Genomic DNA, 25576 nt, shown 5'->3' on the forward strand with positions numbered 1-25576 from the left:
ACCGTCGGCGTGTCGCGGGCTTTTGTGTCTGCTCGCCCAGGAAAGTAACCTGACCGCCGTGACTGGAGCTGCAGGCATTGGCCTGGCGACCCTCGCTTCCGACGGAGCGGTCCTCGACGCGTGGTTTCCCGAACCCGAACTGATCGAGTCGGAGACCACGGCGACTACCCGGCTGGCGTTGTCCGATCTGCCCGCCGTGCTGGGTGCGCTCGTCGGGCGCGACGACGACCGTCAGACCGAGACCATCGCCATCCGCACGGCCATCGGCTCGCTGGACGATGCGGCCGCCGACGCCTACGACGCCTACCTGCGGCTGCACTTGCTATCGCACCGTCTGGTGGCACCGCACGGGCTGAACGCCGGCGGCCTGTTCGGGGTATTGACCAATGTCGTGTGGACCAACCGTGGCCCCTGCGCGGTCGAAGGCTTCGAAGCGGTGCGGGCGCGGCTGCGCCGGCACGGACCCGTGACGGTCTACGGCGTCGACAAGTTTCCCCGGATGGTCGACTACGTGCTGCCCTCGGGGGTGCGCATCGCCGATGCCGACCGGGTGCGCCTTGGCGCCCACCTGGCCCCGGGCACCACCGTGATGCACGAGGGCTTCGTGAACTTCAACGCCGGAACCCTGGGCGCCTCCATGGTTGAGGGCCGTATCTCGGCGGGCGTCGTGGTGGGTGACGGCTCCGACGTCGGCGGTGGCGCCTCGATCATGGGCACGCTGTCCGGCGGTGGCGCACAAGTCATTTCGATCGGCAAGCGCTGTCTGCTGGGAGCAAACGCCGGGCTGGGCATCTCACTGGGCGACGACTGCGTGGTTGAGGCGGGCCTGTACATCACCGCGGGCACCAAAGTCACTACGCCCGAAGGGGATTCGGTCAAGGCACGCGATTTGTCCGGTGGCAGTAATCTGCTCTTCCGGCGCAATTCGCTGACCGGCGCGGTCGAGGTGGTGTCTCGCGACGGTCAGGGCATCGCACTCAACGCCGAACTGCACGCCAACTGAGCGGGTTTCGTCACCCGCTCGAAGAGCGCGATCCCGTTGGTCTCCGGCAGGAGATAAGTGGCGAGCAGGCTGACCAGTGCCAGCGTCGCCATCATCAGTCCGATGGCCCAGCTGCCGTAATGCTCTAACAACGGATCCGCGATCAGCGGCGGCACCGCCCCGCCGATGACGCCGGCGACGTTGACCGACAGCGCCGTGCCCGTATAGCGGTAGCGCGTCGGGAACAGTTCGGGGACGAACGCGGTGACCGGCCAGAAGACGGCGCCGTCGAGGGCGAACAGCCCGCCGATCGCGACCGCGAACAAGGTGACATCGCCCGAGTCGACCATCGGCATCACCAGCAGCGCCCACGGCACGCCCACGGCCCAACACACCAACAGGACACGACGGCGACCGAATCTGTCGCACAGTGTCGACGTGAGCGCTGCCGCCGCAATGCACATCAGCCCGCCCAACGCTCCGACCAGCAGGATGACGTTGCGCGAGTACCCGAGATGGGTGGCTGCGTAGGCGGTCAAATAAGTGCTGGCCAGATACACCAGACCGAAGCAGCCCAGCACGCAACCGGCGGCCAGCACCACCTCCCGACGCTGCATCCGCAGCACTTGCGCGAACGGTGTTCCGCTGGCGGCGTTCGGCGACTCTTGCCGCGCGAAAACCGGGGTCTCTTTGATGTTGAGGCGCACGTACAGCGCGATCGCGATCAGGACCCCGCTGAACAGGAACGGAAGACGCCAGCCCCAAGTCATAAACGCCGAGCTGCGCTCACCGATCGTGAGGTTCACCCCGAGGAAAGTCAGGCTGCTCAGCACCAGGGCGATGCCACCACCGATCACGGTGAACATGCCGTAACGTCCGCGTCGTTCCGCGGGAGCGGTTTCGGCGCTCAACAGGGCAGAACCCGCCCACTCACCGCCCACCGCGAAACCCTGCAACAGGCGAAGGGTGATCAGGATCAGTGGAGCCGCGATACCGACCGTCGCGGTACCCGGGACCAGCCCGACGGTCACCGTGGACAGTGCCATGATCAACAGGGTGACGACCAGAGTCCGCTTGCGCCCCAACCGATCTCCGAAGTGCCCGAAGACCGCGGCGCCGAGCGGCCGGGACAGGAACGCGGTGGCGAATGTCCCCATCGACGCGACAGTGGCCATGGTGGGACTCAGCTGCGGATAAAAGACGGTGGGAAACACCAGTGCCGCCGCTGTTCCGTATATGAAGAAGTCGTAGAACTCGACCGCCGAGCCGACCAGACAGGCAAGTGCTACCCGTCTCATGGGCGAAGCGTAGGTATCAACGGCGGATCGGCGCACAGCGACCGAGGTTAAGGCGTCAAACCCGTTGAGCGCCGTGAATAAGCTGCGAACATCCTGAGTCTTACGCCGCGCGCTATCCCCACAGCTTGGGCGATTTGTAGACGTTGGTCGGGTCGTAGTCGATTCCGGCGGTCGAGACGTCACCGACCTCGTGCAGTAGCCGCTGCAGTTCGACCAGACCGGCTTCGCCGACCCGCTCGGCGATCGCATGATCCAGCTCGGCCGCCGCGCGCCGCCGCGCGGTGACGTACTCGATCGCCTTCGGCGTCAGCACCACCACCTTCTCGCGCTGATCCGTGGCCGAAACCTCGGTCTCCACATAACCGTCGCGGCGCAGTTCGCCGACGAGCTTGCTGGCCGCCTGCCGTGAGACGTCGAATTGCCGACCCATATCTGAAATCGTCATCGGTCCGGGTTGCGCGTAGAGGGCGAAAACGTAGTTCATCGCAAAGCGCCGCTCCGGGAAACCGGCCGCTTGCATGTCGTTATCCAGCCGAGTGACGTAACTCCACCAGGCCATGCGCATGCCCTGACCGAGCTCTGTCTGCGGCGATCGCGGCTGCTCGTCAACCATTATTGACAAGGTACCCGACCGCACCTATGTTGGTAACTGTCAACCGTAGTTGACAGATACGCAAGAAGGGAGCACGAAATGTCGAAGATCCGAATCTTGTCGGCGGGGGTGCTGTGCGCCGCCGGACTGTCGCTGGCGGCCACCCTGGCCGGACCGGCAGTAGCCGCGGCCGACCCCGGCCAGCCCAACATGGGCCCGATCCATTCACCGGGGGCGCCGATGCGACCGACCCCGCCCCCGACCCACCCGATCTACCACTACACCGACGACCTGACCCACCCGGTCTGGTCGGTCACCCACCCCTTCTGGGCGATGGTGCCCTGATACCCCTCCCGCGCGAGGGAGCGCGAACTGCCGGCACCGTCGGCGTGTCCTGGGACCTTCGCGCACCCTCGCGGCGGCCGGCGTAGGCGCTAGCCGGCGGCCGGGCTGCGCGGCATGACATAAGCGCGGGGCGGGACCCGCAGCACGTTGCTCAGGCTCATCCCGCCGCCGGCCCTGCCGCCCAGCTGACCGAGCGGAACCCCACCCGGCAGGTGTTCTGACACCTTCTCGGCGGCAACGTCGACGTTGGTGAGTGCCCTGGCGGCCGGCGTGATGGCCTGGTTAGCCGCGGCCCACCCCCGCGGCACCGACAACTCGCCGACCGACGCGGCGCGCCCCATGCCGGCCACCACCCCCGGACCCCCCGGGGAGCCGACCACGTTACCCAGCGCACCCATCGCCCTGGCCCCGTTCTCGACCGCTCCCTCCACCGCTTTGGCCGCGGCCGGGACCATCCCCTTCATGAAGGAGCTCGTCGTATTCGTCATCGACACACCGGAATTGAGCATCGACATGTTGTTGTTGACCATCGAGACGATGTTGCTGATCGGTGAGAGGTGCGGGCTGAGGGCCTTCCAGGTGTCGCCGAGCCACGACGTCGGCGACGAACCTTGCTGAGCGGGGGCGGCGAGTTGCTGCAGCGCCTGCGGCACATTGGTCATCAGCTGAGTGGCGGCCGCCGAGTCGGTTGCCTGCTCCACAGCAGCGGCCTGCTCGGCCACTCCACCGACGTTGGTGATCTCCGGCGCCTCCTCGAAGGCCGACAATGTCTCGGTCGCGGCCGCCGCAGCACCGGCGTAGCCGTACATCGCGGCGGCGTCCTGGGCCCACATCTCGCCGTACTCTGCCTCGGTCACCGCGATCGCCGGAGTGTTCTGGCCGAGGAGGTTGGTGGCGATCAGCACCATCAACTGGGCGCGGTTCTCGGTGATCACCGTCGGCGGCACGGTCATGGCGAACGCCGCTTCGAAGGCGGCCACCGCCGTCCGGGCCTGGTTGGCGGTGAGCTCGGCCTGCGCCGCGGTGACGTTGATCCAGGCCAGATAAGGGGCCGATGCGGCGGCCATCAGGGCGGCCGACGAACCGATCCAGGACCCCACCGTCATTCCCCAGACCACCGATTGGACCGACGACGCCGCGGAATACAGATCCACTGCCAGGATCTCCCACATCTGTGCGGCGACCAGTAGCGAACCGGCGCCGGGGCCGGTGTACATCCGTCCGGAATTGACCTCCGGCGGCAACGCTCCGAAATCCATTTCTGTTCCCTCTCAGCTCAGTGCGCGGCCGCCGCGTTGGCGGCTTCGGTTATCGCATAGGAGCTGGCGCTGGTGGCCAGCGTGGCAACGAACCGGTCGTAGATCTCGGCAGCCTTGGCGCCGACCGCCTGGTACATGGCGGCGTGGGTGGCGAACTGCGCCGCGGTGAGCAGCGACACCTCATCAGCGGCCGGGGGGACGACTCCGGTGGTCGGCGCGGCCGCGGCTGCGTTGCTCGCGGTGGTGGCCGCACCGATGCTCTGCAGCACCTCGGCGGCGGCGGCCAGCATCTCTGGTTGTGCCGTGAGAAAAGACATGCCCACTCCTAAGAATTGTTCGGCGACTGTGGTACTCGTCACTGGCTGCATTGGTGGTGACGGAAAGAGATGCACATGATTGCCGGGGCACGCGCCGCAGCGATAGGCCAACAATTCCCAATCGCTTTGAGCCGAAGTGCACTGTGCACCGTTGCGCAGTTGCGGGAGGTTGATTTTCACCAAACGCCACCGTCAACGGTGCAAACTGCACCTTTCAACTTTCAGCAACCGCATCTGGTGCGACGAGAACGGCTGGGCTACCATCCGCCGCCTGTTCGATATGCACTGTGCTGCAAGTCATTCAGGGCACCGGTTGGGGCTGTGTTATGGGCGGGGTACTGGACGACCAGAACCTGATTTCGATTCATCCCGATTGCGATTATTCCTGCGGCACATCAGGTTAAATCCCGCATAACAGTCCGAACGTAAAGTGCGCCGGTAGCCGCTCACCCTTAAAATCAGCGCGTGGCATGGCAACAACCCTCGCCGCGCATCCGTGAACTCATTCGGGAGGGAGCGCGCATTGCCCTGAACCCGGGCGCCGAATGGATTGAGCAACTCGACCGGGCCACCATCGCAGCCAACCCCGCGGTTGCCGCCGACCCGGTACTGGCAAAAGTCATCCAGAAAGCCAATCGGGCCAACCTGGTGCACTGGGCGGCGGCGAACATGCGCGACCCCGGCGCTCCGGTGCCGGCCAATCTCGGCACCGAACCGCTACGGATGGCACGCGACCTGGTACGCCGCGGACTCGACGCGCTGGCCCTCGATATCTATCGGATCGGCGAATACATGGCCTGGCGGCTGTGGATGTCGATCGCCTTCGACCTCACCTCCGATCCCGACGAGCTGCGCGAATTGCTGGATGTCTCTGCCAAGTCCGTCAACGACTTCATCGAGGCCACGCTGGCCGGCATCGCCGCGCAGGTACAGCAAGAGCATGACGAACTGACTCGCGGCACTCATGCCGAGCGTCTCGAGGTGGTCGGCCTCATCATCGACGGCGCTCCGATGAGCCGCGAACGCGCCGAAGCGCGGCTGGGATACGCCCTGAGCCGCCACCACACCGCTGCCATCATCTGGAGCGACGAGCTCGACGGCGACCACAGCAACCTCGACCGCGCGGCCGACGCGTTCTGCCGCACCGCAGGTTCGGCGCGACCGCTGACCGTGGTGGGTGGGCTCGCCAGCCGGTGGGTGTGGGTGTCTGACGCCGAAAGCCTGGACGTCGACGATGTGCACGCCGCAGTGGCCGACGCGCCGGGTGCGCGCATCGCGGTCGGAACCACCGCGTTCGGGCTCGAGGGTTTCCGGCGCAGCCATCTGGAGGCGCTGACCACCCAGCGCACGCTGGCCCGCCTCCGGTCAGATCAGCGGGTCGCGTTTTTCGCCGATGTGCAGATCGTCTCGCTGATCACCCAAAACCCGGAGGCGGCAAGCGAATTCATCACGAATACGCTGGGCGGACTCGAGTCGGCCGGCCCGGAACTGCAGACCGCGCTGTTGGCTTTCATCAACGAACAGTGCAACGCCTCCCGTGCGGCCAAACGCCTCAATACGCACCGAAACACGTTGCTGCGCAGACTCGAGTCGGCGCAGCGGCTGCTGCCGCGGCCACTGGATCACACGTCGGTGAACGTGGCGGTCGCCCTGGAAGCGCTGCAATGGCGGGGCACCAGGACACCTACCCGCGACAACAGCGTGCCCGCCTGACCCTCAGCCTTCGGCCAGCAACTGCTTCTTGAGCACCTTGCCGAGAGCGTTGCGGGGCAGCGAATCGACGAAACGCACTTCGCGTGGCCGTTTGTGGACCGAAAGTTGTTGAGCGACAAAGTTGATCAGCTCATCCGGATCGGCGGCACCCACCACGTACGCGACGATCCGCTGCCCCAGGTCCTCGTCCGGCGGCCCGACCACGGCAACCTCCTCGACACCGGGATGCCCGAGCAGTACCGTCTCGATTTCCCCCGCACCGATCCGGTAGCCGCCGGACTTGATCAAGTCGACCGACTCGCGGCCGACGATGCGGTGCATGCCGCCGCTGTCGGCCACCGCGACGTCGCCGGTGCGGTACCAGCCGTGCGGATCGAAGGCCTCGGCGGTGGCCTCCGGCCGGTTCAGATAGCCGTCGAACAGCGTCGGGCCCCGAACAAGGAGCTTGCCCACGGTTTCGGCGTCATGCGGAACGGGCTCACCGTGGTCGTCGATCAGCCGGGTCTGCACACCGGCCAACGGCAGCCCCACCCAGCCCGGGCGCCGTTCGCCGTCGGCCCGCGTCGACAGCGTGATCAACGATTCCGAGGCGCCGTACCGTTCGATCGGTCGGTGCCCGGTCAACTGCTCGAGCCGCTCGAACACCGGCACCGGCAGCGCGGCGCTGCCGGAGACCAGTAGGCGGGCCGGGCGCAGCGCCTCGGCCGCCGCGGCATCGCCCACGACTCGGGACCACACCGTCGGGACCCCGAAGTACAGGGTGCCGCCCGCGGCAGCGTATCCCGCCGGCGTCGGTTTTCCGGTGTGCACGAAGCGATTTCCCACCCGCAGCGACCCCAGCAGGCCCAGCACCAGGCCGTGGATGTGATACAGCGGCAGCCCGTGCACCAACACATCGTCCGGGGTCCACTGCCAGGCCTCGGCCAGCGCGTCGAGGTCGGCCGCGATCGCCCGCCGACTGACCTGCACGCCCTTGGGCAATCCGGTGGTTCCCGAGGTGTAGACGACCATCGCCACCGACTCCGGTGGCGGTTCGGCATACCGGTGCCAGGAGCGGGCGTGCAGCCGTACCGGAATGTGCGGCAGGCCTTCGGGATCCTCGGGCATCGGCCCGAGCCACGCCTGGACCCCCGAGTCGGTGAGCATGTGGCGGCGTTCGGCCACTCCGACGTCGGCCGGCACCGGGACGACGGGCACGCCGGCAATCAGGCACCCGGTGATCGCCAGAACTGTCGACGCCGTCGGCGTGGCCAGCACCGCGACCCTGCTGGCGCCGGCCACCCTTTCGGCCACCGATGTGGCGGCACCGAGCAGGTCGCTGCGGCTCAGGGTGAACCCGTCGATGCTGACCGCGTCCGGAATGTCAGTGGCGGCAACGGCCGAGGGATTCAGCGAGGTCAGCAACACCTCTGGGACGTTACCCGTGCGGCGCCGGGAACAACGGGCGCAGTGCCGTCGGCGGCCGGAACGGCGCCCAGGTCCCCGCCGGCTGCGCCAGTCGATCGGCGATGGCCCAGATGGTCGCCGGGTGATGGCCGTAACCGATGTGGCTGCTGAGCACGGCGATGTTCTCCGCGCGGTCGGAGGTGGCGTCGATGCACGTCTGCCACGCCACCATGCCGTCGTAGCGCGAGTAGATGGATGTCGAAGGCACGGCCAGCGGTTCGTTTTCCATCGACAGCGGCAACTCGTGCCGTTCGGCGTGCAGGCGCGCGAACAGGTTGAAGTGGCGGGCGGCGCGGGACTGGCCCTCGTGCTGCATCCGGTACGGGCTGCCCAGGGTGATCACCTGGCGCACGGCCGAAGGATTGCGGCGGGCCAGCCTGCGCGCGAAGATGCCGCCCAGGCTCCAGCCGATCAGGCTGACCGGGGCGTCATATCGGGTGTGCAAGTCATCGAGAAGCGCGCTCATGCCCGCGACCGCCTTGGTGGTGGGGCCGATGTTGACCCCAAGCCCCCACCCGTGCGCCTGATAGCCGAGGCGGGTCAGCAGACGGCGCAGCGTCCAGGTGGTGCCGTCGCCGGCAAGCAGACCCGGCAACACCAGCACAGGATGGCCGTCACCGGAAGGCAGCGCGCGCCGCAGCGGCAGCGCGGCGACCAACTGGCCGTACTCGATCACGGCGCGCGGGATGTCGGTGAGCCAGAGTCCCACTCCGGGGGCTACCGCGGCGGTGTGATCCGACCATGGAGGACGGTCCATGCCCGGCTCGGCGGCTTCGGCCAGCGTCATCACGCCTCCTCGTCCCAAACCTTCATCAGCGTTGCCAGGATCTCCTCGCCGCGGCCGAGGCCCGCGAGGTGGCTCTCGCCGGGCAGGTGAAACAGCTCCGCGTTGGGCAGTCGGGATACCACGTGCTCGCCGTGGGAGAACGGGATGATGTGGTCGTGGTCGCCGTGCCACCAACGGACCGGCACCGTGACCTCCTCGAGCCGGAACCCCCAGTCCCGGGCGAAGACGATCACGTCGTTGAACGGCGCAGCGAGTTGCTTGCGGCTGCCGTTGAGCAGGTCGTCGAGGAACATCGCCTTGAACTCGGGCCGTGCGAGCAGATGACGGTCGGCCTCGGGCGAGAGCAGCGCGTAGACGTCGAGCGCTGGAGACGCGACCGGGCGGGCGGCACGGATCATCAGGCTGGCGCCTAGGCGCAACGGGGTGCCGCCGAGCCGCAGCAGGGGCGCGACCCGCAGCCCGAGGTTCATCAGTCCTCCGCTGATCGCGTCCGGTCCTTGGGTGGGCGCCACACCTCCCAGCACCCCGGCGGCCACCACCCGATCGGCCAGTCCGGCGGCGGAGGCCAGGGCGTACGGGCCTCCCCCGGACAGTCCGACGACGGCCAGCTTGTCGATGCCCAGGGTGTCGGCGATGGCACGCAGGTCGTCGGCGAAAGCCGAGACGGCCTCGTACTGATAGGGCGTCGACGAGCCGATACCGGGCCGGTCGACGCCGATCAGACGGATGTTGTGGTGGTCGGCGTAGACGCGGGCCTCGGTCGGGATCTGCCGGCGCGCTCCGGGAGTGCCGTGCAGCCAGAACACGGCGCGTCCCTGCGGCGCGCCGAATTCGGCGAAACCGATCTGCCGGTCTTCTCCGACGGCGATGCTTCCTTCGATCTTGGGACGGGCAATCGCGACAACCATGCCGTGCAGCTTGTCATGCGGATGGGCCGCCACGCACTACTTTCGGGCGGTTTCGGAACGTGATATCCGATACACTCTCGCATCTGATCAGAGATCCGCGCAGGTCAGAGCGGTCAGTCGTTGGCCAGGTAGATCACGCGGTACCACCGCCGGGGCGGGCGCACGCTGGCGTCCACCTCGTCCAGCGGGGTGGCCGCCGCCAGCCGGATGTCCGTCAGCTGCGGGTTGTGCATGCGGATGTAATCCTCCAGCTGGGCATCCCGGGCGTCCTCGCCCAGGGCGCTGTCCGCGATGGCCTTGCCCTCGCACCTCTTCCACGTCACTCCGACACGGTAGATCGTCAGCCGAGGGTGAAGATGGCTTCGCGCTCGCCGACGACTGTGAAACCAGCTTCACGCTCGGCCGCTGGAAGGTCAGCCGCCCCGCACCCTTTCCCCGATGACACCTTGCTCACGCAGCGCGGCCAGGTCGTCGCCGGACAGGCCGAGCCCGCGCAGGATCTCGTCGTTGTGCTGGCCCAGGGTCGGCGCGCCCGTACGGTGGTGGCTCGCCGGACCGGGGGTGATGCGAAACGGCCAGCCGGGATAGCGTCGCGGACCGGTGACCGGGTGGGTGAACTCTTGGTAGAACGCACAGGCGCCGAGCTGTTCGAAGTCATACATCCGCTCGCCGGTAGCGAGCCGCTCGGCCGGAACACCTTGCGCGCGAAGATGTTCCACAATATCGATGGCGGTCTGGGTGCTGGTCCAGCCGGTGACCAGGTCATCGAACATGTCGTGGTCGAGTGCTCCCTCGTCAGGCACCGAGAGCGCGACCCACACCTCATCCTCGACCGTCGGGTAGACGCCCTGCAGGTAACCCCCCAGACGGTTGCCGGTCCGCGGCCGCACGACACCGTTCATCGAGAAGTCGATCACCGGTTCGGCGGTGACGCACGCGGCGACCTCGATCTGGGCGATCTCGACCAGCTGGCCTTCGCCGGTTCGACGCCGGTGCTCCAGAGCGGCAAGGAGCGCGACCGCGGCGTGCACCCCGACGACGGGGTCGGCCGGCCCCTGCAGGTTGCACGGCGGACCCTCGGCGTAACCGGTGACGGCCGTCATCCCGGAGGTTTGTTCGATGTTGAGCGCCCACCCGACGTAGTCGCGCCAGGGCCCCTCCAGTCCGAAGCCGGGCATCCGCACCGCGATCACATCCCGCTTCATCGCGCTGAGGGATCGGTAGTCCAGACCGAACTGTTCGACCACTCGCGGCGAGAAATTCTCCACCACGACGTCCGCTTCGGCGGCCAGCCTGCGAGCGATCTCGCGTCCGCGCGGCGACGTCAGGTCCAGGGTGAGGTCCTTCTTGTTGAGGTTGGTGGCCTGCCACAGGGCGCTGCGCTCGTACCAGTCCTCACCCTCGAACGGATAGGCACCCGAATACCGGTGCCCATCGGGACGCTGAATGGACTCGACCTTGACGATGTCGGCGCCGAAGGCGCCGAGGTAGCAGGTCAGATAGGCACCGGCCCAGAAGGTGGACAGGTCCAGCACCCGCAGTCCGGCAAAGGCCATGGAACCTTGTGCAGCAGAAAGCGATTCGCCAGGACCAGACCACTCGGCACGGGCGCCGAGCCGTGGGCCCGGCTTCGGCTGCCCCACCGGCGTTTTCGACATCCGGAACGGCGCACCGGGGCGCCGGAAACCGCCAGTTTCGAGGAAGAAGCCGCGCTGGGCGTACTGGGGGCAATCCAGCACAGTGGCGCCGTCGTTGACCGGTGCGGCCGGGATGCGCATCGCCTGGCACACCTCGACTGTTTCGGCGACGGTGCGCTCGGCGAGCAATGGCTCTGCCTTGGCGAAGAATTCGGCCCGTTCGGGGCCTCCGAGCATGATCGCGATCTGGTGTTCTCCGTACTCCGATAATCCGAGCAGCGCGCACACATCGAGCCAGTGTTGCCCGGTCAGACAGTTGATTCCCACCCAGCCGTCGGCCGCGGCCACCACCCCCAGCATCGGCGCGGCCCGCACATTCGGCGGTAGCCCCAGCTCGCGCATCCGCTGCGACATCAACATCGGGTACGGCAGCGTCGACAGCAGCGACTCGAACTCTGACACATCGACCACGCGGCCGGAATTGCCGAGCCTTAGCGCCGTTAATGCCCCCAGCGCGGCGTAGGCGCCCGCGACGTACTCCGATATGCGGGCACCCGCCTGCACCGGCGGGCGCTGCGGATCACGGGCGCTGATCCAGCCCGACACCGCCTGCATGGTCAGCGCGGTGGCGGACCGGTCCCGCCATGGACCGGACTGGCCGAAGTGAGAAATGTTGACCTGCAATATCTTTGACATGACGGGCCCCAGCCCACTCGTCCGCAGCGTTCCAGGCGGCAGGTTCTCGATCAGGACATGAGCACCGGCCACGAGCTCACGTGCGGCCGCCTGCCCGTCGGGGGCGGTGAGGTCCAAGGTCGCGCCGCGCTTGCCCGCGTTGAGGTACTCGAACAGGCCGCCCTGGTGGCCGATGGCGCCGCCGCGGAACGGCCCCCACCGCCGCAGCGGATCACCGCCGGGCGGCTCGATCTTGATGACCTCGGCGCCCAGATCGACCAAAAGCTTTGCGGCGTAAGGACCGGAGATCTGAGTGGCGATCTCGACGACGTGGAGCCCCGTAAGGGGTCCACTCATCCGGGCACGCCGATCGCCATGGGCTCCATGTATTGATAGACCCCACCGATCCCGCCGCCTTCCCGGCCCAGACCGCTGAGCTTGAACCCACCGAAGGGGGCGGCGCCGGGTCCGCATCCGTTGACCGCGACCTGCCCGGTCCGGATGCGGGCGGCGACGCTCACCGCACGATCCACGTCACCACCCCACACCGAGCCGGACAGGCCGTAACTGGAGTTGTTGGCGATGGCGACCGCATCGTCGTCGTCCCGGTAGCGCAGCACGCTCAGGACGGGGCCGAACACTTCCTCTTGGGCGATCGTGGAATCGGGTCGGACGTCGGTCAAGATGGTCGGTTCGAAGTAGAAACCGCGATCCAGTGCGGCGGGCCGGCGGCCGCCGGTGGCCAGCCTGGCGCCTTCGTTCAGCGCAACCGCGACGTGGGCCTCCACCCGGCTGCGCTGGGCATCGCTGATCAACGGCCCCATCTGCACATCGAGATCGGCGGGATCTCCGACCTTCACCGCGCGGGCCAGCGCGACCAGCCGCTCGACGACGTCGTCGTAGCGGGAGTCGGGCAGCAACAGCCGGCTCTGCAGGATGCAAGCCTGCCCGGAATGCATTGAGCAGCAGTCGAAGAGCATCTGCTGCAGCATGTCCTCGGTGAGGTCGGCGTCGTCGAGAACAATGCATGCCGACTTGCCGCCGAGCTCCAGCAGGAGCCGTTTCATCGTGTCCCCGGCGGCGGACATCACCTGGCGGCCGACGACGGTGCTGCCGGTGAAGCTGACCATGTCGATCCGCGGATCGGTGGTGAGCAGTTGCGCGGCCTCGATGCCCGACGGGGTCACCACGTTGATCACGCCGGGCGGAAAGTCGGTGTGCTCGTCAATGATTCGCGCGAGGGCCAGACCGGCCAGTGGTGTGAGCGGTGACGGCTTGAGGACGACGGTGTTGCCCGCGGTCAGCGCGTGGTTGAGCTTCATGACGTTGAGCAGGTGGGGAAAGTTCCATGGGGTCAGCACCGACACGACGCCCAGCGGCACGTGCCGCAGCACGGTGGTGCCGGCGCCGATCCCGGTGACCGCTTCGTCGGACAGCTGGGTCGCGAGTTGTGCGGCGTGCATGGACATGAACGCGGCGCCGTCGATCTGCATCATCCGCTCGTTGGCGGTGCAGCCCCACTCCACCTGGGACAGCGCGAAGAAGTCGTCGGCGTACTTCAGCAGCGCGTCACCGAGTTGGCTCAGGCAGTTGGATCGCTCCTGCGCGCTCATGCCGGCCCACGGCCCTTCGTCGAAGGCCCGGCGCGCGGCGGCCACCGCGTCACTGACCTGGCCGACGCTGGCGTCCGGCGCGGTGGCGATGACCTGCTCGCTGGCCGGCGAAATGTCTTCGTAGCGGCCGCCTTCGGGTTCCACCCAACGGCCGTCGATGTAGAGCTGATAAGTGTCGATCAGTCCGGTGGGCGGTAGTTCGGCCATCTGCTTCCTCACCCCAAACGTCGGTCATCTATCAACCTGGTGTACACCTGCCGAGACGCGTGGTCAATCACCAGCACAATGAATTGCCGGTTATTTCAACGCGTTGACCGTGTGTTGACAGCCGTATGCCACACAGAGTAGACACGATCCACAGGACACTTCATGACAATGTGTCGGATCGCAGGGAGGCGTGCCGTGCTCACCGATGCTCCGCTGCACTCCCCCGACTTTTATGCCGGTGACCCCTATCCGGCCTACCGCGAGCTGCGCGCGACATCCCCGGTGCACTGGAACGACGTCACCAAGTTCTGGGCACTGCTGAAGTACGAAGACATCCGCCACGTCTCGAGCAACCCGGCGCTGTTCACCTCCACCAAGGGCATCTCCATACCCGATCCGCAAGTGCCGAATCCGGTGCAGGAGGGCAACCTGATCTTCACCGACCCGCCGCGCCACCGGCAGATGCGCAAGCTGATCAACTCGGGCTTCACCCGGCGGCGCGTGGCGGTGCTCGAGCCGAAAATCCGCCAGATCGTGCGCGGCATCCTCGATCAGGTGGAATCCGGCTCGGTGCACGAGTTCGCCGAGGAGATCGCCGCCCCGCTTCCCACCCGGATGATCGCCGAACTGATCGGCGCCCCGACGCAGGACTGGGAACAGTTCCGCGCCTGGTCGGATGCCGCCACCGGCACCGCCGACCCCGAGATCGAACTCGACGCTTTCGTGGCCATCGACCAGTTGTTCGAGTACTTCCAGAAACTCATTGCGGTCCGTCGCGCCGAGCCGCGCGAGGACCTGCTTTCGGTGCTGTGCGCAGCGGAGATCGACGAGCACCGGCTCACCGACGAGGACCTGCTCAACTTCTCCTTCCTGCTGCTGGTCGCGGGCAACGAGACCACCCGCAACCTGATCGCACTGGGCACCCTGGCCCTGATCAACCACCCCGATCAGCACCAGTTGCTGGTGCAGAACCCGGCGCTCATTCCCGGCGCCGTCGAGGAGATGCTGCGGTGGACCAGCCCGGTAGTCAGCATGTCGCGGGTAGCGACGGCCGAGACCGAGATTCGCGGCCAATTGATCCGCGAGGGTGAGGTGGTCACCATGCTCTACGGGTCGGCCAACCGCGACGAAGATGTCTTCGGCGCCGATTCCGAGCAATTCAAGGTGACGCGCCACCCCAACCCGCACATCGCGTTCGGGTGCGGCGAACATTCCTGTATCGGGGCGCAATTGGCGCGGCTGGAAGCGACGGTGTTTTTCGAGGAGTTGTTGCGCCGCTATCCCCGGCTCGAGCTGGTCGGTGACGTTGACCGGATGAAGGCCACCATGGTGCCCGGGGTGAAGCGGATGCCCGTGCGGCTGGGAGCCTGAGCCGGTGCACCTCGAGTACACACCCGAACAGGAGCAGTTGCGCGCGGAGATGCGGGCGACGCTGGAGCGGGTCATGACGCCCGAGCGCGCGGCGGCGATCGGCGACAACATCGAGGGCGGTCCCGCGGTGCGCGACACCGTGCGGGCGCTGGCGCAGGCGGGGCTACTCGGTGTCGGGTGGCCCAAAGAATATGGAGGAAGCGGGTTTTCGGCGATCGAGCAGTTCATCTTCTCCGAGGAGGCCCGCCGGGTTGGCGCGCCGATCCCGTTGGTGACGCTCAACACGGTGGGCCCGACGCTGATGCAGCAAGGTACCGAGGAGCAGAAGCAGCGGTTTCTGCCGGCCATCCTGGACGGCAGCGTCGAGTTCGCTATCGGCTACTCCGAGCCGGGCGCGGGCAGCGACCTGGCATCGATACGCACCACGGCGGTCCGCGACGGCGACGACTACGTGATCAACGGCCAGAAGATGTTCACCAGCGGCGCCGCGTACGCCGACTACGTCTGGCTTGCGGTCCGCACTGACCCGAATGCCAAGAAACACAAGGGTATTTCCATCCTCATCGTGCCCACCTCGTCGCCTGGCTTCTCCTGGCAGCCCTTGCACACGATGCCCGGCATCTCCACGTTCTACACGTTCTACGACAACGTCCGGGTCCCGGTGAGCGCGTTGGTGGGCGAAGAGAACCAGGGCTGGCAGCTGATCACCACCCAGTTGAACTTCGAACGTGCCGCGCTGGGCAATCTTGGGGCGCTGGAGCCGCTGTTCGAGAAGACCCTGCAGTGGGCCACCGAAACCGAACTCGACGGGGGCCGGGTCATCGACGAGCCGTGGGTGCAGCTCGCACTGGCCCGGGTCGAAGCGCAGGTCGCCGCCTACAAACTCGTCAACCTCCGGGTGAACGCGGCCATGACCAAAGGCGTGCTGAACATGGGTGAAGCGTCCGCGGCGAAGGTGTTCGGCACCGAACTCACCCAGCAGGTGGCCCGGCAGTTGCTGGAAGTGTTGAACGGCAACGGAATACGGCGTGGAGCCCAGGCCCCGCTGCGGGGCGCGCTGGAATCGGCCTACCGGCAGGCGGTCATCAACACATTCGGCGGCGGCGCCAACGAAATTCAGCGTGACATCATCGCCATGGCGGGCCTCGGCATGCCCCGGGCACCGCGTGATCTGCGAGCAACGGAGAAATCAGGAGGATCTCAGTGACAGACGCTGAGCTGCTAGCCAAGGTGCGGGCCCTGGTCGGTCAGCCCACCGGCGGAACCGGAAAGCCCCAGCTGGCACCGGATCCGGTCAACCAGCCGATGATCCGGCACTGGGCGTATGCGCTCGCCGATTTCAATCCCGTCTACCTCGACCCGGACTTCGCGGCGACATCGAGGTTCGGCGGCATCGTGTCCCCGCCGGTCATGCTGCAGACCTGGATCATGCCCTCGCCGAAGCTGGAGGGCATCGGTGAGCGCGGTGGTGCCCCCGTCGAAGTCAAGTCCAACCCGACGGCATTTCTGGACGAAGCCGGATACACCAGCACGGTGGCTACCAACTCCGAGTTCGAGATCGAGCGCTATCCCCGGTTGGGCGACGTGATCAGCTCAACAGCGGTCTACGAGTCAGTGTCCGACGAGAAGACGACAGCGCTGGGCACCGGTTTCTTCCTGACCTGGCTGACCACCTACACCGATCAGCACGGTGAAGTGCTGGGCAGGCAACGATTCCGGGTCCTGCGATTCAGGCCGGCCGACTGATGGCCACCCGACTGCCGCCGACGGTCAGCCCGGACACCGAGTTCTTCTGGAACGGGTTGCGGGAGAACAAACTTCTGATCCAGCGCTGCAGCGGCTGCGGTGGGCTGCGCCACCCGCCCCGGCCGATGTGTCCGCAGTGCCGCTCGCTGGACTGGGAGGCGATCGAGTCAACCGGGCGCGGCACCGTCTACAGCTACGTGCTGCCCCACGAACCCCGGTTCCCGTTCTTCGACTACCCCTACGTCGTGGCGCTGGTTGAACTCGAAGAGGGCATCCGGCTGGTGTCCAACCTTACCGACATCGACCCCGCCGACGTCACCGTCGGAATGCCCGTCGAGGTCTATTTCCAGAGTTTCGACAACGATCTGGTGCTGCACCAGTTCCGGCCGAGTAGCTAGCCATGGACTTCACCTTCACCGAAGAGCAGGAAACGATCGCCAAGCTGGCCCGTGAGATCTTCGAACGTCGGGCCGCCCCGGCGCGGCTCACCGAACTCGAAGCCGGAACCCGCTACGACGAGGCGCTGTGGCAGGAACTCGCCGCCGTCGATCTGCTCGGCACCGCGCTGCCGGAATCGGTGGGCGGAAGCGGTGGCGGCTTCGTGGAACTGGGGGTGCTGCTGGCCGAGGTCGGCTGGGCCGTGGCCCCGGTGCCGGCCTTCGCCACTTTGGTCCTGGGTGCAGATCCCATTGCGCGCCATGGTGATTCGGACCAACAGCGGCGATACCTCCCCGGTGTCGTGGCCGGCGACCGCATCCTGACCGCCGGGCTCGCCGAGCCCGGCCGCTCCGATCCCCGGTTTCCTGCCACCACCGCACGGCGGAACGGGACCGGCTGGCGCCTCGACGGAGCCAAGGAACTGGTGCCGGCCGCGCAACTGGCCGACACCCTGCTGATTCCGGCCACGGCGCACGACGGCCAAACCGCGGTTTTCCTGGTGGCCACCGACGCACCCGGCGTCGAGGTCCGGCCCGTGCCGACCACCAGCGGTGAACCACATGCCGACGTATTTCTGGACGGTGCAACGGTTTCCGGGCAGGACCGGCTGGACGGCGACATCCACGAGCTCTACACCCGCGCCCTGGTCGCACTGTGCGCGGTGCAGCTCGGCGTCGCCGACCGGGCCTTGCACATCGCGGCCGGCTACACCACCGACCGGGAACAGTTCGGCCGGCCGATCGGCAGCTTTCAGGCCGTGCAGCAGCGGATGGCCGACGCGTTCATCGACGTGGAGGCGATCCGCTGGACCACCTGGCACGCTGCCTGGCTGCTCGCCAACGGCCGACCCGCCGACCGCGCTGCCCGCATCGCCAAATTCTGGGCGGCCGAAGCGGGCGCCCGAGTGGCCGCTACCGCCCAGCAGGTGCACGGCGGCATCGGAATCGACATCACGTATCCGCTGCACCGTTATTTCCTGTGGGCCAAGCACAACGAACTCACCCTCGGGCCGGCCTCCCAGCAGCTGGCCCACCTCGGCGCGACGTATGGCGCGACATACTCGGAAGGACCCGCATGACCACCACCGACAGCCGCACCACCACCCTGCGGTGGCAGGACATTTCCGAAGGTGACGAGGTCACGCCGCTGGAAATCCCCATCACCACAACGATGATCGTCGCCGGTGCGATTGCCTCCCGGGACTTCATGCCCGTGCATCACGACCGCGACTACGCCAACAAGCAGGGTTCGCCGAACCTGTTCATGAACATCCTGACCAGCAACGGGTACTGCGTGCGGTTCCTCACCGACTGGGCCGGGCCCGACGCGATGGTCAAGAAGCTGTCGATTCGCCTTGGCGTGCCCTGCTTTCCGGATGACCCGCTGCGTTTCACCGGAACGGTGACCGGAAAGACCGAAGGCACGGATGGCGAGAACTTCGTCGAGGTGACGTTCCAGGCCGCCAACAGCCTCGGCAATCACGTCTCTGGCACCGCAGTACTGAGCCTGCTCGACGGGGCCGCCTGATGAGCGGCACCCTGCCCGGCGCGGCGGCCATCGTGGGAATCGGCCAGACGGAGTTCTCCAAGGAATCCGGCCGCAGCGAACTGCAATTGGCGTGCGAAGCGGTCAGCGCCGCGCTCGACGACGCCGGACTGGTACCCGGCGATGTCGACGGCATGGTCACCTTCACGATGGACTCCAGCGACGAGATCGACATCGCCCGCAACGTCGGCATCGGTGACCTGAGCTTCTTCAGCCGCGTTCACCACGGGGGAGGCGCCGCGGCGGGCACCGTCGTGCATGCCGCGATGGCCGTCGCCACCGGAGTGGCCGACGTGGTGGTGTGCTGGCGTGCCTTCAACGAACGCTCCGGGTTCCGCTTCGGTGGCAGCGGACGCACCGACCTGGGGACTCCGTTGTTCATGGCGCACTATGCGCCGTTCGGTTTGCTCACCCCCGCGGCGTGGGTGGCGATGCACGCGCAGCGGTACATGTCGACCTACGGGGTCACCAACGAGGACTTCGGCCGCATCGCCGTCGTCGACCGTGCGCACGCCGCCCGCAATCCCGACGCGTGGTTCTACGAGCGCCCGATCGCGCTGGAAGACCATCAGAAGTCGCGGTGGATCATCGAACCGGTGCTGCGACTGCTGGACTGCTGCCAGGAGAGCGACGGCGGGGTCGCACTGGTGATCACCAGCGCCGAACGCGCGCGCGACCTGCGCCAGCCGCCGGCCATCATCACCGCCGCGGCTCAGGGCGCAGCGGCCAACGGCGAGATGATGACAAGTTACTACCGCGACGACATCACCGGGCTGCCCGAGATGGGCGTCGTCGCCGAAAGACTGTGGCGCGACTCGGGCCTCAAACCCGCCGACATCCAAACCGCCTTCATCTACGACCATTTCACCCCGTTCGTCTTTACCCAACTGGAAGAGCTGGGGTTCTGCGGCCGGGGCGAAGCCAAGGATTTCGCCACCATCGAAAGGCTCTCGCTGGGCGGGGAGTTCCCGATCAATACCAACGGCGGATTACTCGGCGAGGCGTACATCCACGGCATGAACGGCATCACCGAAGGCGTCCGTCAGGTGCGGGGCACGTCCTACAACCAGGTGCAGCACGTCGAACACGTTCTGGTCACCTCGGGCACGGGCGTGCCGACCAGCGGCTTGATTCTGGCGCCCGCCGACTAGGTCCGGTCATGACTCAGGCTTCCGCTTCGACGGATACACGCGAACTCATCCTCGACGCCGCGTACGCGTGTTTCCGCAAGCACGGGCTGCTGAAGACGACCATCGTCGACATCTCGCGGGAAGCCAACGTCTCACGTAGCACCATCTACGAATACTTCCGCGACAAGGGCGCCATTTTGGAAGCTTGCGCCGAGCACGCCTCCGAGCAGTTCTACCGCGAGATGTCCCGGGCCATGGCCCGCGGCGGTTCACTGGAGGAAAAACTCTCCCACGCTGCGGTTTTCGTCAGCCAGGCGCGGCGTGCCATCGCCTCCGAGGAGTACTTCGACGAGGACGCGATCAGCCTGCTGCTCACCAAGGACGCCGCTTTGCTGCTGCGCGAATGTATCGACTTTTTCGCGCCCTACCTCTCAGCTGCCAAGCTCACCGGTGAGGTACGCAAGGACCTCGATGTCGAGGCGGCCGGTGAATGGTTCGCGCGAATCCTGTTCTCACTATTCAGTACGGCATCGCCGATACGGGATATGGACGACCCTGCCGTCGTCTCCGAGTTCGTCACCGCGCATGTGGTGCGCGGCTTCGGAAGCGACCGCCCGCGGCCGGTGCGGGGCTCGTCGCGTCCGCGCTGAAGCGGTCTGCAATCGAGTGTGCGGGCACTGCTTCGAGTGGGCAATCACGCTGCCCGGAACGCGATTTCAGCGCTGCAGCCGCACGCTCAACGCGCGGACAGTGCCCGCAGGAAAAACCCCAGGTTCGCCGGCCGTTCGGCCAGCCGCCGCATGAAGTAGCCGTACCACTGGGCGCCGAAGGGGACGTAGACCCGGACCCGGTCGCCCGCCGCGGCCAGTCGGAGTTGCTCGTCGTCGCGGATGCCGTACAGCATCTGGTATTCGAAAGCATCACAGTCGAATTCGTGCGCCAGGGCGGGTACCGCGCCGATGATCGCCGGGTCGTGTGAGGCCACCATGGGATAACCGCCGCCGGCGAAAAGCGCCCGCAGACAACGCAGATACGAGTCGGTGACCTCGGCGGCGTCCCGGTGGGCCACCGAAGCGGGTTCGTCATAGGCGCCCTTGCACAGTCGAACCCGTGCGCCCACGGACGCCAACTCAGCGCAGTCACCCTGACTACGACGCAGATAGGCCTGCACAACCGTTCCCAACCAGGGAAAGTCGACCCGCAGGTCTCCGGATATGGACAACGTCGAGTCGGTGGTGCTGTGGTCCTCGGCGTCCACCGTGACCCAGGCACCGACGGCCTGCGCCCGCTCGCAGATGGCGCGGGCGTTTTCCAACGCGATCTTCTGCCCGTCGCGATCCACCGCCTGCCCCAGCGCCGACAGCTTGACCGAAACCTCCAGCGGCCGGACACCGTCGGACACGCCGTCGTCCCGCCGCCCGAGCGCGTCGAGCAGGTCAAGGTAGGCCTGCACCGTAGCCGCCGCGTCGTCGGCGTCGGTGACGTTCTCGCCCAGGTAGTCGATGCTGATGCAGCGACCCGAATCACGCAGCGCGGCAACGACGTCCAAGACGGCGTCCAGGGTCTCCCCCGGTACGAACCTGCGCACCACCCGGCGGGTCATCGCCGAGCGTTCCGCCACGCGCCGCAACCCGTCGGCCCGACTGGCGGCCAGCAGCGCCGGGCGCAGGGTATGGGCGAATAGCCCGGCCATTACTCTGCCGCCATGTGCGCGTAGGTGTGGTCGGTGGCCGGGACGAACGTCTCCTTGAGGGTGCGCGCCGACGTCCAGCGCAGCAGGTTTAGCGGCGAACCCGCCTTGTCGTTGGTGCCGGACCCGCGGGAACCCCCGAACGGCTGGCGTCCCACGACGGCGCCGGTCGGCTTGTCATTGACGTAGAAGTTGCCGGCAGCGAAGCGTAACCGGTCTTGTGCGGTCAGCACGGCCCCGCGGTCGTCGGCGATCACCGCACCGGTCAACGCATACCGTGACCCGGCGTCGATCACATCCAGGATCCGGTCGTACTCGTCATCGGGGTAGACGTGTACCGACAGCAGCGGCCCGAAGTACTCGGTGGCGAACGCCTCGTCGGTCGGGTCGTCGGACAGCAGCACGGTGGGTCGCACGAAATAGCCTTCGCTGTCGTCGTATTCGCCGCCCACCGCGATGGTGACACCGGCCGCGCCCTTGGCCCGCTCGATGGCGTCGACGTTCTTGGTGAACGCCCGCCGGTCGATCAGGGCGCCGCCGAAATTGGACAGGTCGGTGACGTCGCCGTAGCGCAACGCGCCCACGATACCCAAGAAGTCGTCACCCATCCGCTGCCACACCGAATGCGCGATGAACGCCCGGGACGCCGCCGAGCACTTCTGGCCCTGGTAGTCGAATGCGCCGCGAATCAACGCGGTGCGCAACACATCCGGGCGTGCCGAAGCGTGCGCGAGCACGAAGTCCTTTCCGCCCGTCTCCCCCACCAGCCGCGGATAGCTCTGGTAGCCGGCGATATTCGCGCCCACCTGCTGCCACAGGTGCTGAAAGGTCGCGGTGGATCCGGTGAAATGAATGCCGGCCAGCCGCGGATCGCGCAGCGCCACCTCCGAAACCTCGAACCCGTCCCCGGTCACCAGATTGATCACGCCCGGCGGCAACCCCGCCGCCTCGAGCAGTTGCATGGTCAGGTAGGCCGACAACGTCTGCGTGATCGACGGCTTCCACACCACGGTGTTGCCCATCAGCGCCGGTGCCGTCGGCAGATTCGCGGCGATGGAGGTGAAGTTGAATGGCGTGATCGCATACACGAAGCCGTCCAACGGGCGGTAGTCGCTGCGGTTCCACTCACCTGCTCCGCTGATCGGCTGCTGCGTCAGAATCTGACGGGCGAAGGCGACGTTGAACCGCCAGAAGTCGATCTGCTCGCAGGGCGCGTCGATCTCGGCCTGATACACCGACTTCGACTGACCCAGCATGGTGGCGGCGGCGATCTTTTCCCGCCACGGCCCGGCCAGCAGGTCGGCCGCTCGCAGGAACACCGCCGCGCGTTCGTCGAACGGTGTGGCGGCCCATGACGCTTTGGCGGCGCAGGCGGCCTCGATGGCGGCTGAGGCGTCCTCATGCCGGGCGTTGGTCAGCGTGCCCAGCGTCGCGGCATGGCGGTGCGGCTGGACCACGTCGACGCGTTCGCCGTCGCCCATCCGGTGTTTGCCGCCGATCACGTGCGGCAGGTCGATCGGGTGGTCGGCCAAGGCTGTCAGCGCCGCCCGCAGCCGAGCGCGCTCGGGGGACTGCGGGGCGTAGTCGTGCACCGGCTCATTTGCCGGCATCGGCACTTGTGTGATCGCGTCCATTTCGCCAGAATCCCCGCCGCAGACCCCTGATCAGTTGGCGGATCGGACAAGGTTTTGGCTCGGTGCTAGTAGAATTCGCCAAATGGCGGGTGTCGGTCTCGGGCAGTTGCTGCTCGCGCTGGACGCAACCATGGTCACCCTGGTGCAGGCGCCCCGCGGCCTGGATCTGCCCGTGGCCTCGGCGGCATTGATCGACTCCGACGATGTGCGCCTGGGCCTGGCACGGGCGGCCGGCGCCGCCGACGTGTTCTTCTTCGTCGGGGTCAGCGACAACGATGCGGCGCGCTGGATCGGCAAGCAGGTCAACGTCCCGGTGGCAGTCTTCGTCAAGGAGCCGTCGGATGCGCTCGTCACCAGGGCGGTGCGGGCCGGCGCTGCGGTGGTTGCGGTGGAACCTCAGGCGCGCTGGGAGCGGGTCTATCAACTGGTGAACCACGTCCTGGAGCACCACGGGGACCGTGCGGATCCGCTGGACGACTCGGGCACCGACCTGTTCGGCCTGGCCCAGTCCCTGGCCGACCGCATCCACGGCATGGTCAGCATCGAAGACGCCCAGTCACACGTGCTGGCCTACTCGGCTTCCAGCGACGAAGCCGACGAGTTGCGGCGCCTGTCCATCCTGGGCCGCGCCGGCCCGCCCGAGCACCTCCAGTGGATCGGCCAGTGGGGCATCTTCGACGCACTGCGGTCGGGCGGCGACGTGGTACGCGTCGACGAGCGACCCGAGTTGGGACTTCGCCCGCGGCTGGCGGTGGGCATCCACCACCCGCGGCCGCCGTCGTTCGCCGGCACCATCTGGGTGCAGCAGGGTTCGCAGCCGCTGGCCGACGACGCCGAGGAGATGTTGCGGGGAGCCGCGGTGCTTGCCGCCAGGATCATGGCCCGGCTGGCGGCGCGGCCCTCCCCGCATGTCCGACAGGTGCAGCACCTTCTCGGACTGGGCCAGGGCGAGCCCGGCGACGTGGCAGCCATTGCGGGCGAGCTCGGGTTGCCGGTCGAGGGAACCGGTGCGGTGATCGGTTGGGACACCATCGGCGGCACCGCCCGCCCCGCCCGCCTGACCGATGTTCTGGCGTTGAGCGCCAGTGCTTTTCGGCGCGACGCGCAGGTGGTATCGAACGGTTCGCGCATTTACGCCCTGCTTCCGCAGATTTCGAAGACCCGGTCGGTCGCCTCCTGGGTGCGCGGCACGATAGGCGCGCTACGCACGGAGTTGAGCGTCGAACTGCGGGCGGCCATCGCCGCGCCGGTCGACGGTTTGGCCGCCGTGGCGGCGGCGCGCATGGAAGTGGACCGGGTGCTGGACAGCGCTGAGCGCCATCCGGTCTCGTTCGGCCGGGTGACGTCGCTGGCCGAAGCACGCACCGCGGTGCTGCTTGACGAGATCGTCACACTGGTCGGGGCGGACGAGCGGTTGATCGACCCGCGGGTACGCGAACTGCACGCCCGCGATCCGGTGCTGACCGAGACGCTGCGCGCCTACCTGGACTGCTTCGGTGACGTCGCCGCCGCAGCCAGCTGGTTGCAGGTGCACCCCAACACAATCCGCTACCGGGTGCGCCGCATCGAGCAGCTACTGGCCATCTCACTGGCGGATCCCGATGTGCGGCTGGTGTTTTCGTTAGGGCTTCGGGCCGCCGAACGACCGGCTTAGCCGGCGGGCTGCGAGGTTACCCCAGAACACGGCCACGCAGAGTAGAGTTTGTGACGCTCAAACTCGAGCAATGGTTGCGAGCCGTGTGGAGGTAGCCGTGACGGAACAACCGCCGAATTATCCGCCACCGAACTATCCACCACCGACACCCGACGGATACGGGTATCAGCCACCGAACTATCCACCGCCGGCGCCCGGCGGGTACGGCTACGGCTACCCGCCACCGATGTATTCCGCCCCCAGGACGAATGCGTTGGCCATCGCGTCGCTGGTTGCCTCGATAGCAGGGCTGTTCACGTGCGGTATCGGCAACATCCTCGGGTTGATCTTCGGCGTGGTCGGGCTGAGTCAGATCAAACGGACCGGCGAGGGCGGCCGCGGTCTGGCGATAGCCGGAATTGTGATCAGCGTGCTCACATTCGTGCTACTGGTGGTCGCATTCATCATCGGGACGGTCAACCGGCACGACCGCGAAGACGACAACTACAGTTCCCAGCACGCCGTGGTCAGCGTCGAAGAGTTGGCGGCGCCGGCCGAGCTGATTTCCTGCCGCTGAGCAGGCGCGCTTCGGCGCCACCGCGCAATAGTT

The 25576-nt window shown here is 67.1% G+C and carries 25 protein-coding genes; 13 read left to right on the plus strand and 12 right to left on the minus strand.

Annotated features, from left to right (window positions below):
* Positions 1-49: 49 nt before the first annotated feature.
* A complete protein-coding gene (dapD, locus tag AWC08_RS34480) occupies positions 50-1003 on the plus strand; it encodes a 2,3,4,5-tetrahydropyridine-2,6-dicarboxylate N-succinyltransferase (RefSeq protein WP_142283981.1) in 954 nt (317 codons plus the stop codon).
* On the opposite strand, the gene AWC08_RS34485 is transcribed toward dapD, so the two are convergent.
* Positions 964-2280, minus strand: coding sequence for an MFS transporter (locus AWC08_RS34485; protein WP_069433533.1), 1317 nt, complete (start codon positions 2278-2280; stop codon positions 964-966). The genes dapD and AWC08_RS34485 overlap by 40 nt on opposite strands.
* A 112-nt stretch (positions 2281-2392) precedes the next feature.
* Entirely contained in the window at positions 2393-2893 is a 501-nt protein-coding gene (locus AWC08_RS34490; protein WP_069433534.1) for a MarR family winged helix-turn-helix transcriptional regulator, read from the minus strand.
* A 78-nt stretch (positions 2894-2971) separates the two neighbouring features.
* Between AWC08_RS34490 and AWC08_RS34495 the strand changes: the two genes are divergently transcribed.
* Positions 2972-3217 (plus strand): hypothetical protein, encoded by a 246-nt coding sequence (locus AWC08_RS34495; protein ID WP_069433535.1) that lies wholly within the window; start codon positions 2972-2974, stop codon positions 3215-3217.
* 89 nt (positions 3218-3306) lie between these two features.
* Here the strand turns inward: AWC08_RS34495 and AWC08_RS34500 are convergent, their stop codons facing one another.
* Together AWC08_RS34500 and AWC08_RS34505 are read right to left on the minus strand one after the other, a co-directional pair.
* Positions 3307-4476 (minus strand): PPE family protein, encoded by a 1170-nt coding sequence (locus AWC08_RS34500; protein ID WP_069433536.1) that lies wholly within the window; start codon positions 4474-4476, stop codon positions 3307-3309.
* Between the two features lie 17 nt (positions 4477-4493).
* Positions 4494-4793, minus strand: coding sequence for a PE family protein (locus tag AWC08_RS34505; protein ID WP_069433537.1), 300 nt, complete (start codon positions 4791-4793; stop codon positions 4494-4496).
* A gap of 465 nt (positions 4794-5258) precedes the next feature.
* Between AWC08_RS34505 and AWC08_RS34510 the strand changes: the two genes are divergently transcribed.
* Positions 5259-6506: an Rv1453 family transcriptional regulator gene (locus AWC08_RS34510; protein WP_065134579.1), complete on the plus strand. Its 1248-nt coding sequence runs from the start codon at positions 5259-5261 to the stop codon at positions 6504-6506.
* 3 nt (positions 6507-6509) lie between these two features.
* On the opposite strand, the gene AWC08_RS34515 is transcribed toward AWC08_RS34510, so the two are convergent.
* The 6 genes from AWC08_RS34515 to AWC08_RS34540 form a co-directional block, all read right to left on the minus strand.
* Positions 6510-7913 (minus strand): acyl-CoA synthetase, encoded by a 1404-nt coding sequence (locus tag AWC08_RS34515; protein ID WP_065134578.1) that lies wholly within the window; start codon positions 7911-7913, stop codon positions 6510-6512.
* A 10-nt stretch (positions 7914-7923) separates the two neighbouring features.
* On the minus strand, positions 7924-8709 hold the full coding sequence (locus tag AWC08_RS34520; RefSeq protein WP_065134586.1) for an alpha/beta hydrolase family protein: 786 nt from the start codon (positions 8707-8709) through the stop codon (positions 7924-7926).
* A 29-nt stretch (positions 8710-8738) separates the two neighbouring features.
* The gene (locus AWC08_RS34525) at positions 8739-9647 is read right to left on the minus strand and encodes an alpha/beta fold hydrolase (RefSeq protein WP_065134585.1); all 909 of its coding nucleotides are present in this window, start codon (positions 9645-9647) and stop codon (positions 8739-8741) included.
* 113 nt (positions 9648-9760) lie between these two features.
* Positions 9761-9970, minus strand: a complete 210-nt coding sequence (locus AWC08_RS34530; protein ID WP_065134577.1) for a hypothetical protein — start codon at positions 9968-9970, stop codon at positions 9761-9763.
* Between the two features lie 90 nt (positions 9971-10060).
* The gene (locus tag AWC08_RS34535; RefSeq protein ID WP_065134576.1) at positions 10061-12316 is read right to left on the minus strand and encodes a CaiB/BaiF CoA transferase family protein; all 2256 of its coding nucleotides are present in this window, start codon (positions 12314-12316) and stop codon (positions 10061-10063) included.
* Positions 12313-13779 (minus strand): aldehyde dehydrogenase family protein, encoded by a 1467-nt coding sequence (locus AWC08_RS34540; RefSeq protein WP_065134575.1) that lies wholly within the window; start codon positions 13777-13779, stop codon positions 12313-12315. The genes AWC08_RS34535 and AWC08_RS34540 overlap by 4 nt, the downstream gene beginning before the upstream one ends.
* A 168-nt stretch (positions 13780-13947) precedes the next feature.
* On the opposite strand from AWC08_RS34540, the gene AWC08_RS34545 reads away from it, so the two are divergent.
* The 8 genes from AWC08_RS34545 to AWC08_RS34580 are packed head-to-tail and all read left to right on the plus strand — an operon-like array spanning position 13948 to position 20659.
* Complete coding sequence (locus AWC08_RS34545; RefSeq protein WP_069433538.1) at positions 13948-15150, plus strand: cytochrome P450; 1203 nt, start codon at positions 13948-13950, stop codon at positions 15148-15150.
* Positions 15151-15154: 4 nt separating this feature from the next.
* On the plus strand, positions 15155-16357 hold the full coding sequence (locus tag AWC08_RS34550) for an acyl-CoA dehydrogenase family protein (RefSeq protein ID WP_082986419.1): 1203 nt from the start codon (positions 15155-15157) through the stop codon (positions 16355-16357).
* Positions 16354-16896 (plus strand): FAS1-like dehydratase domain-containing protein, encoded by a 543-nt coding sequence (locus AWC08_RS34555; RefSeq protein ID WP_065134573.1) that lies wholly within the window; start codon positions 16354-16356, stop codon positions 16894-16896. The genes AWC08_RS34550 and AWC08_RS34555 overlap by 4 nt, the downstream gene beginning before the upstream one ends.
* A complete protein-coding gene (locus AWC08_RS34560; RefSeq protein WP_065134572.1) occupies positions 16896-17294 on the plus strand; it encodes a Zn-ribbon domain-containing OB-fold protein in 399 nt (132 codons plus the stop codon). The genes AWC08_RS34555 and AWC08_RS34560 overlap by 1 nt, the downstream gene beginning before the upstream one ends.
* 2 nt (positions 17295-17296) lie before the next feature.
* Positions 17297-18412, plus strand: coding sequence for an acyl-CoA dehydrogenase family protein (locus AWC08_RS34565; RefSeq protein WP_069433539.1), 1116 nt, complete (start codon positions 17297-17299; stop codon positions 18410-18412).
* Positions 18409-18861, plus strand: a complete 453-nt coding sequence (locus AWC08_RS34570; RefSeq protein WP_065134570.1) for a MaoC family dehydratase — start codon at positions 18409-18411, stop codon at positions 18859-18861. Before AWC08_RS34565 ends, AWC08_RS34570 begins: the two co-directional genes overlap by 4 nt.
* Entirely contained in the window at positions 18861-20030 is a 1170-nt protein-coding gene (locus tag AWC08_RS34575; RefSeq protein WP_065134569.1) for a lipid-transfer protein, read from the plus strand. The genes AWC08_RS34570 and AWC08_RS34575 overlap by 1 nt, the downstream gene beginning before the upstream one ends.
* Positions 20031-20038: 8 nt before the next feature.
* Entirely contained in the window at positions 20039-20659 is a 621-nt protein-coding gene (locus AWC08_RS34580; protein ID WP_065134568.1) for a TetR/AcrR family transcriptional regulator, read from the plus strand.
* A gap of 86 nt (positions 20660-20745) precedes the next feature.
* On the opposite strand, the gene AWC08_RS34585 is transcribed toward AWC08_RS34580, so the two are convergent.
* Both AWC08_RS34585 and pruA read right to left on the minus strand, forming a co-directional pair.
* Positions 20746-21702 (minus strand): proline dehydrogenase family protein, encoded by a 957-nt coding sequence (locus AWC08_RS34585; RefSeq protein ID WP_069434824.1) that lies wholly within the window; start codon positions 21700-21702, stop codon positions 20746-20748.
* Positions 21702-23333, minus strand: coding sequence for an L-glutamate gamma-semialdehyde dehydrogenase (pruA, locus tag AWC08_RS34590; protein ID WP_069434825.1), 1632 nt, complete (start codon positions 23331-23333; stop codon positions 21702-21704). The genes AWC08_RS34585 and pruA overlap by 1 nt, the downstream gene beginning before the upstream one ends.
* Before the next feature lie 82 nt (positions 23334-23415).
* On the opposite strand from pruA, the gene AWC08_RS34595 reads away from it, so the two are divergent.
* Both AWC08_RS34595 and AWC08_RS34600 read left to right on the plus strand, forming a co-directional pair.
* On the plus strand, positions 23416-24987 hold the full coding sequence (locus AWC08_RS34595; RefSeq protein WP_069434826.1) for a PucR family transcriptional regulator: 1572 nt from the start codon (positions 23416-23418) through the stop codon (positions 24985-24987).
* Between the two features lie 97 nt (positions 24988-25084).
* Positions 25085-25543, plus strand: coding sequence for a DUF4190 domain-containing protein (locus tag AWC08_RS34600; RefSeq protein WP_232008059.1), 459 nt, complete (start codon positions 25085-25087; stop codon positions 25541-25543).
* Positions 25544-25576 lie beyond the last annotated feature (33 nt).

It is taken from the genome of Mycobacterium gordonae (assembly GCF_002101675.1).
Taxonomy (GTDB): Bacteria; Actinomycetota; Actinomycetes; order Mycobacteriales; family Mycobacteriaceae; genus Mycobacterium; species Mycobacterium gordonae.

What these genes read in the sequence shown, in the direction of transcription:
- AWC08_RS34485 (WP_069433533.1), bottom strand. Translation starts at nt 2,280, where the DNA reads ATGAGACGGGTAGCACTTGCCTGTCTGGTCGGCTCGGCGGTCGAGTTC.
- AWC08_RS34490 (WP_069433534.1), bottom strand. Translation starts at nt 2,893, where the DNA reads ATGGTTGACGAGCAGCCGCGATCGCCGCAGACAGAGCTCGGTCAGGGC.
- AWC08_RS34495 (WP_069433535.1), top strand. Translation starts at nt 2,972, where the DNA reads ATGTCGAAGATCCGAATCTTGTCGGCGGGGGTGCTGTGCGCCGCCGGA.
- AWC08_RS34500 (WP_069433536.1), bottom strand. Translation starts at nt 4,476, where the DNA reads ATGGATTTCGGAGCGTTGCCGCCGGAGGTCAATTCCGGACGGATGTAC.
- AWC08_RS34505 (WP_069433537.1), bottom strand. Translation starts at nt 4,793, where the DNA reads ATGTCTTTTCTCACGGCACAACCAGAGATGCTGGCCGCCGCCGCCGAG.
- AWC08_RS34520 (WP_065134586.1), bottom strand. Translation starts at nt 8,709, where the DNA reads ATGGACCGTCCTCCATGGTCGGATCACACCGCCGCGGTAGCCCCCGGA.
- AWC08_RS34525 (WP_065134585.1), bottom strand. Translation starts at nt 9,647, where the DNA reads ATGGTTGTCGCGATTGCCCGTCCCAAGATCGAAGGAAGCATCGCCGTC.
- AWC08_RS34535 (WP_065134576.1), bottom strand. Translation starts at nt 12,316, where the DNA reads ATGAGTGGACCCCTTACGGGGCTCCACGTCGTCGAGATCGCCACTCAG.
- AWC08_RS34540 (WP_065134575.1), bottom strand. Translation starts at nt 13,779, where the DNA reads ATGGCCGAACTACCGCCCACCGGACTGATCGACACTTATCAGCTCTAC.
- AWC08_RS34545 (WP_069433538.1), top strand. Translation starts at nt 13,948, where the DNA reads ATGTGTCGGATCGCAGGGAGGCGTGCCGTGCTCACCGATGCTCCGCTG.
- AWC08_RS34560 (WP_065134572.1), top strand. Translation starts at nt 16,896, where the DNA reads ATGGCCACCCGACTGCCGCCGACGGTCAGCCCGGACACCGAGTTCTTC.
- AWC08_RS34565 (WP_069433539.1), top strand. Translation starts at nt 17,297, where the DNA reads ATGGACTTCACCTTCACCGAAGAGCAGGAAACGATCGCCAAGCTGGCC.
- AWC08_RS34570 (WP_065134570.1), top strand. Translation starts at nt 18,409, where the DNA reads ATGACCACCACCGACAGCCGCACCACCACCCTGCGGTGGCAGGACATT.
- AWC08_RS34575 (WP_065134569.1), top strand. Translation starts at nt 18,861, where the DNA reads ATGAGCGGCACCCTGCCCGGCGCGGCGGCCATCGTGGGAATCGGCCAG.
- AWC08_RS34580 (WP_065134568.1), top strand. Translation starts at nt 20,039, where the DNA reads ATGACTCAGGCTTCCGCTTCGACGGATACACGCGAACTCATCCTCGAC.
- AWC08_RS34585 (WP_069434824.1), bottom strand. Translation starts at nt 21,702, where the DNA reads ATGGCCGGGCTATTCGCCCATACCCTGCGCCCGGCGCTGCTGGCCGCC.
- pruA (WP_069434825.1), bottom strand. Translation starts at nt 23,333, where the DNA reads ATGGACGCGATCACACAAGTGCCGATGCCGGCAAATGAGCCGGTGCAC.
- AWC08_RS34595 (WP_069434826.1), top strand. Translation starts at nt 23,416, where the DNA reads ATGGCGGGTGTCGGTCTCGGGCAGTTGCTGCTCGCGCTGGACGCAACC.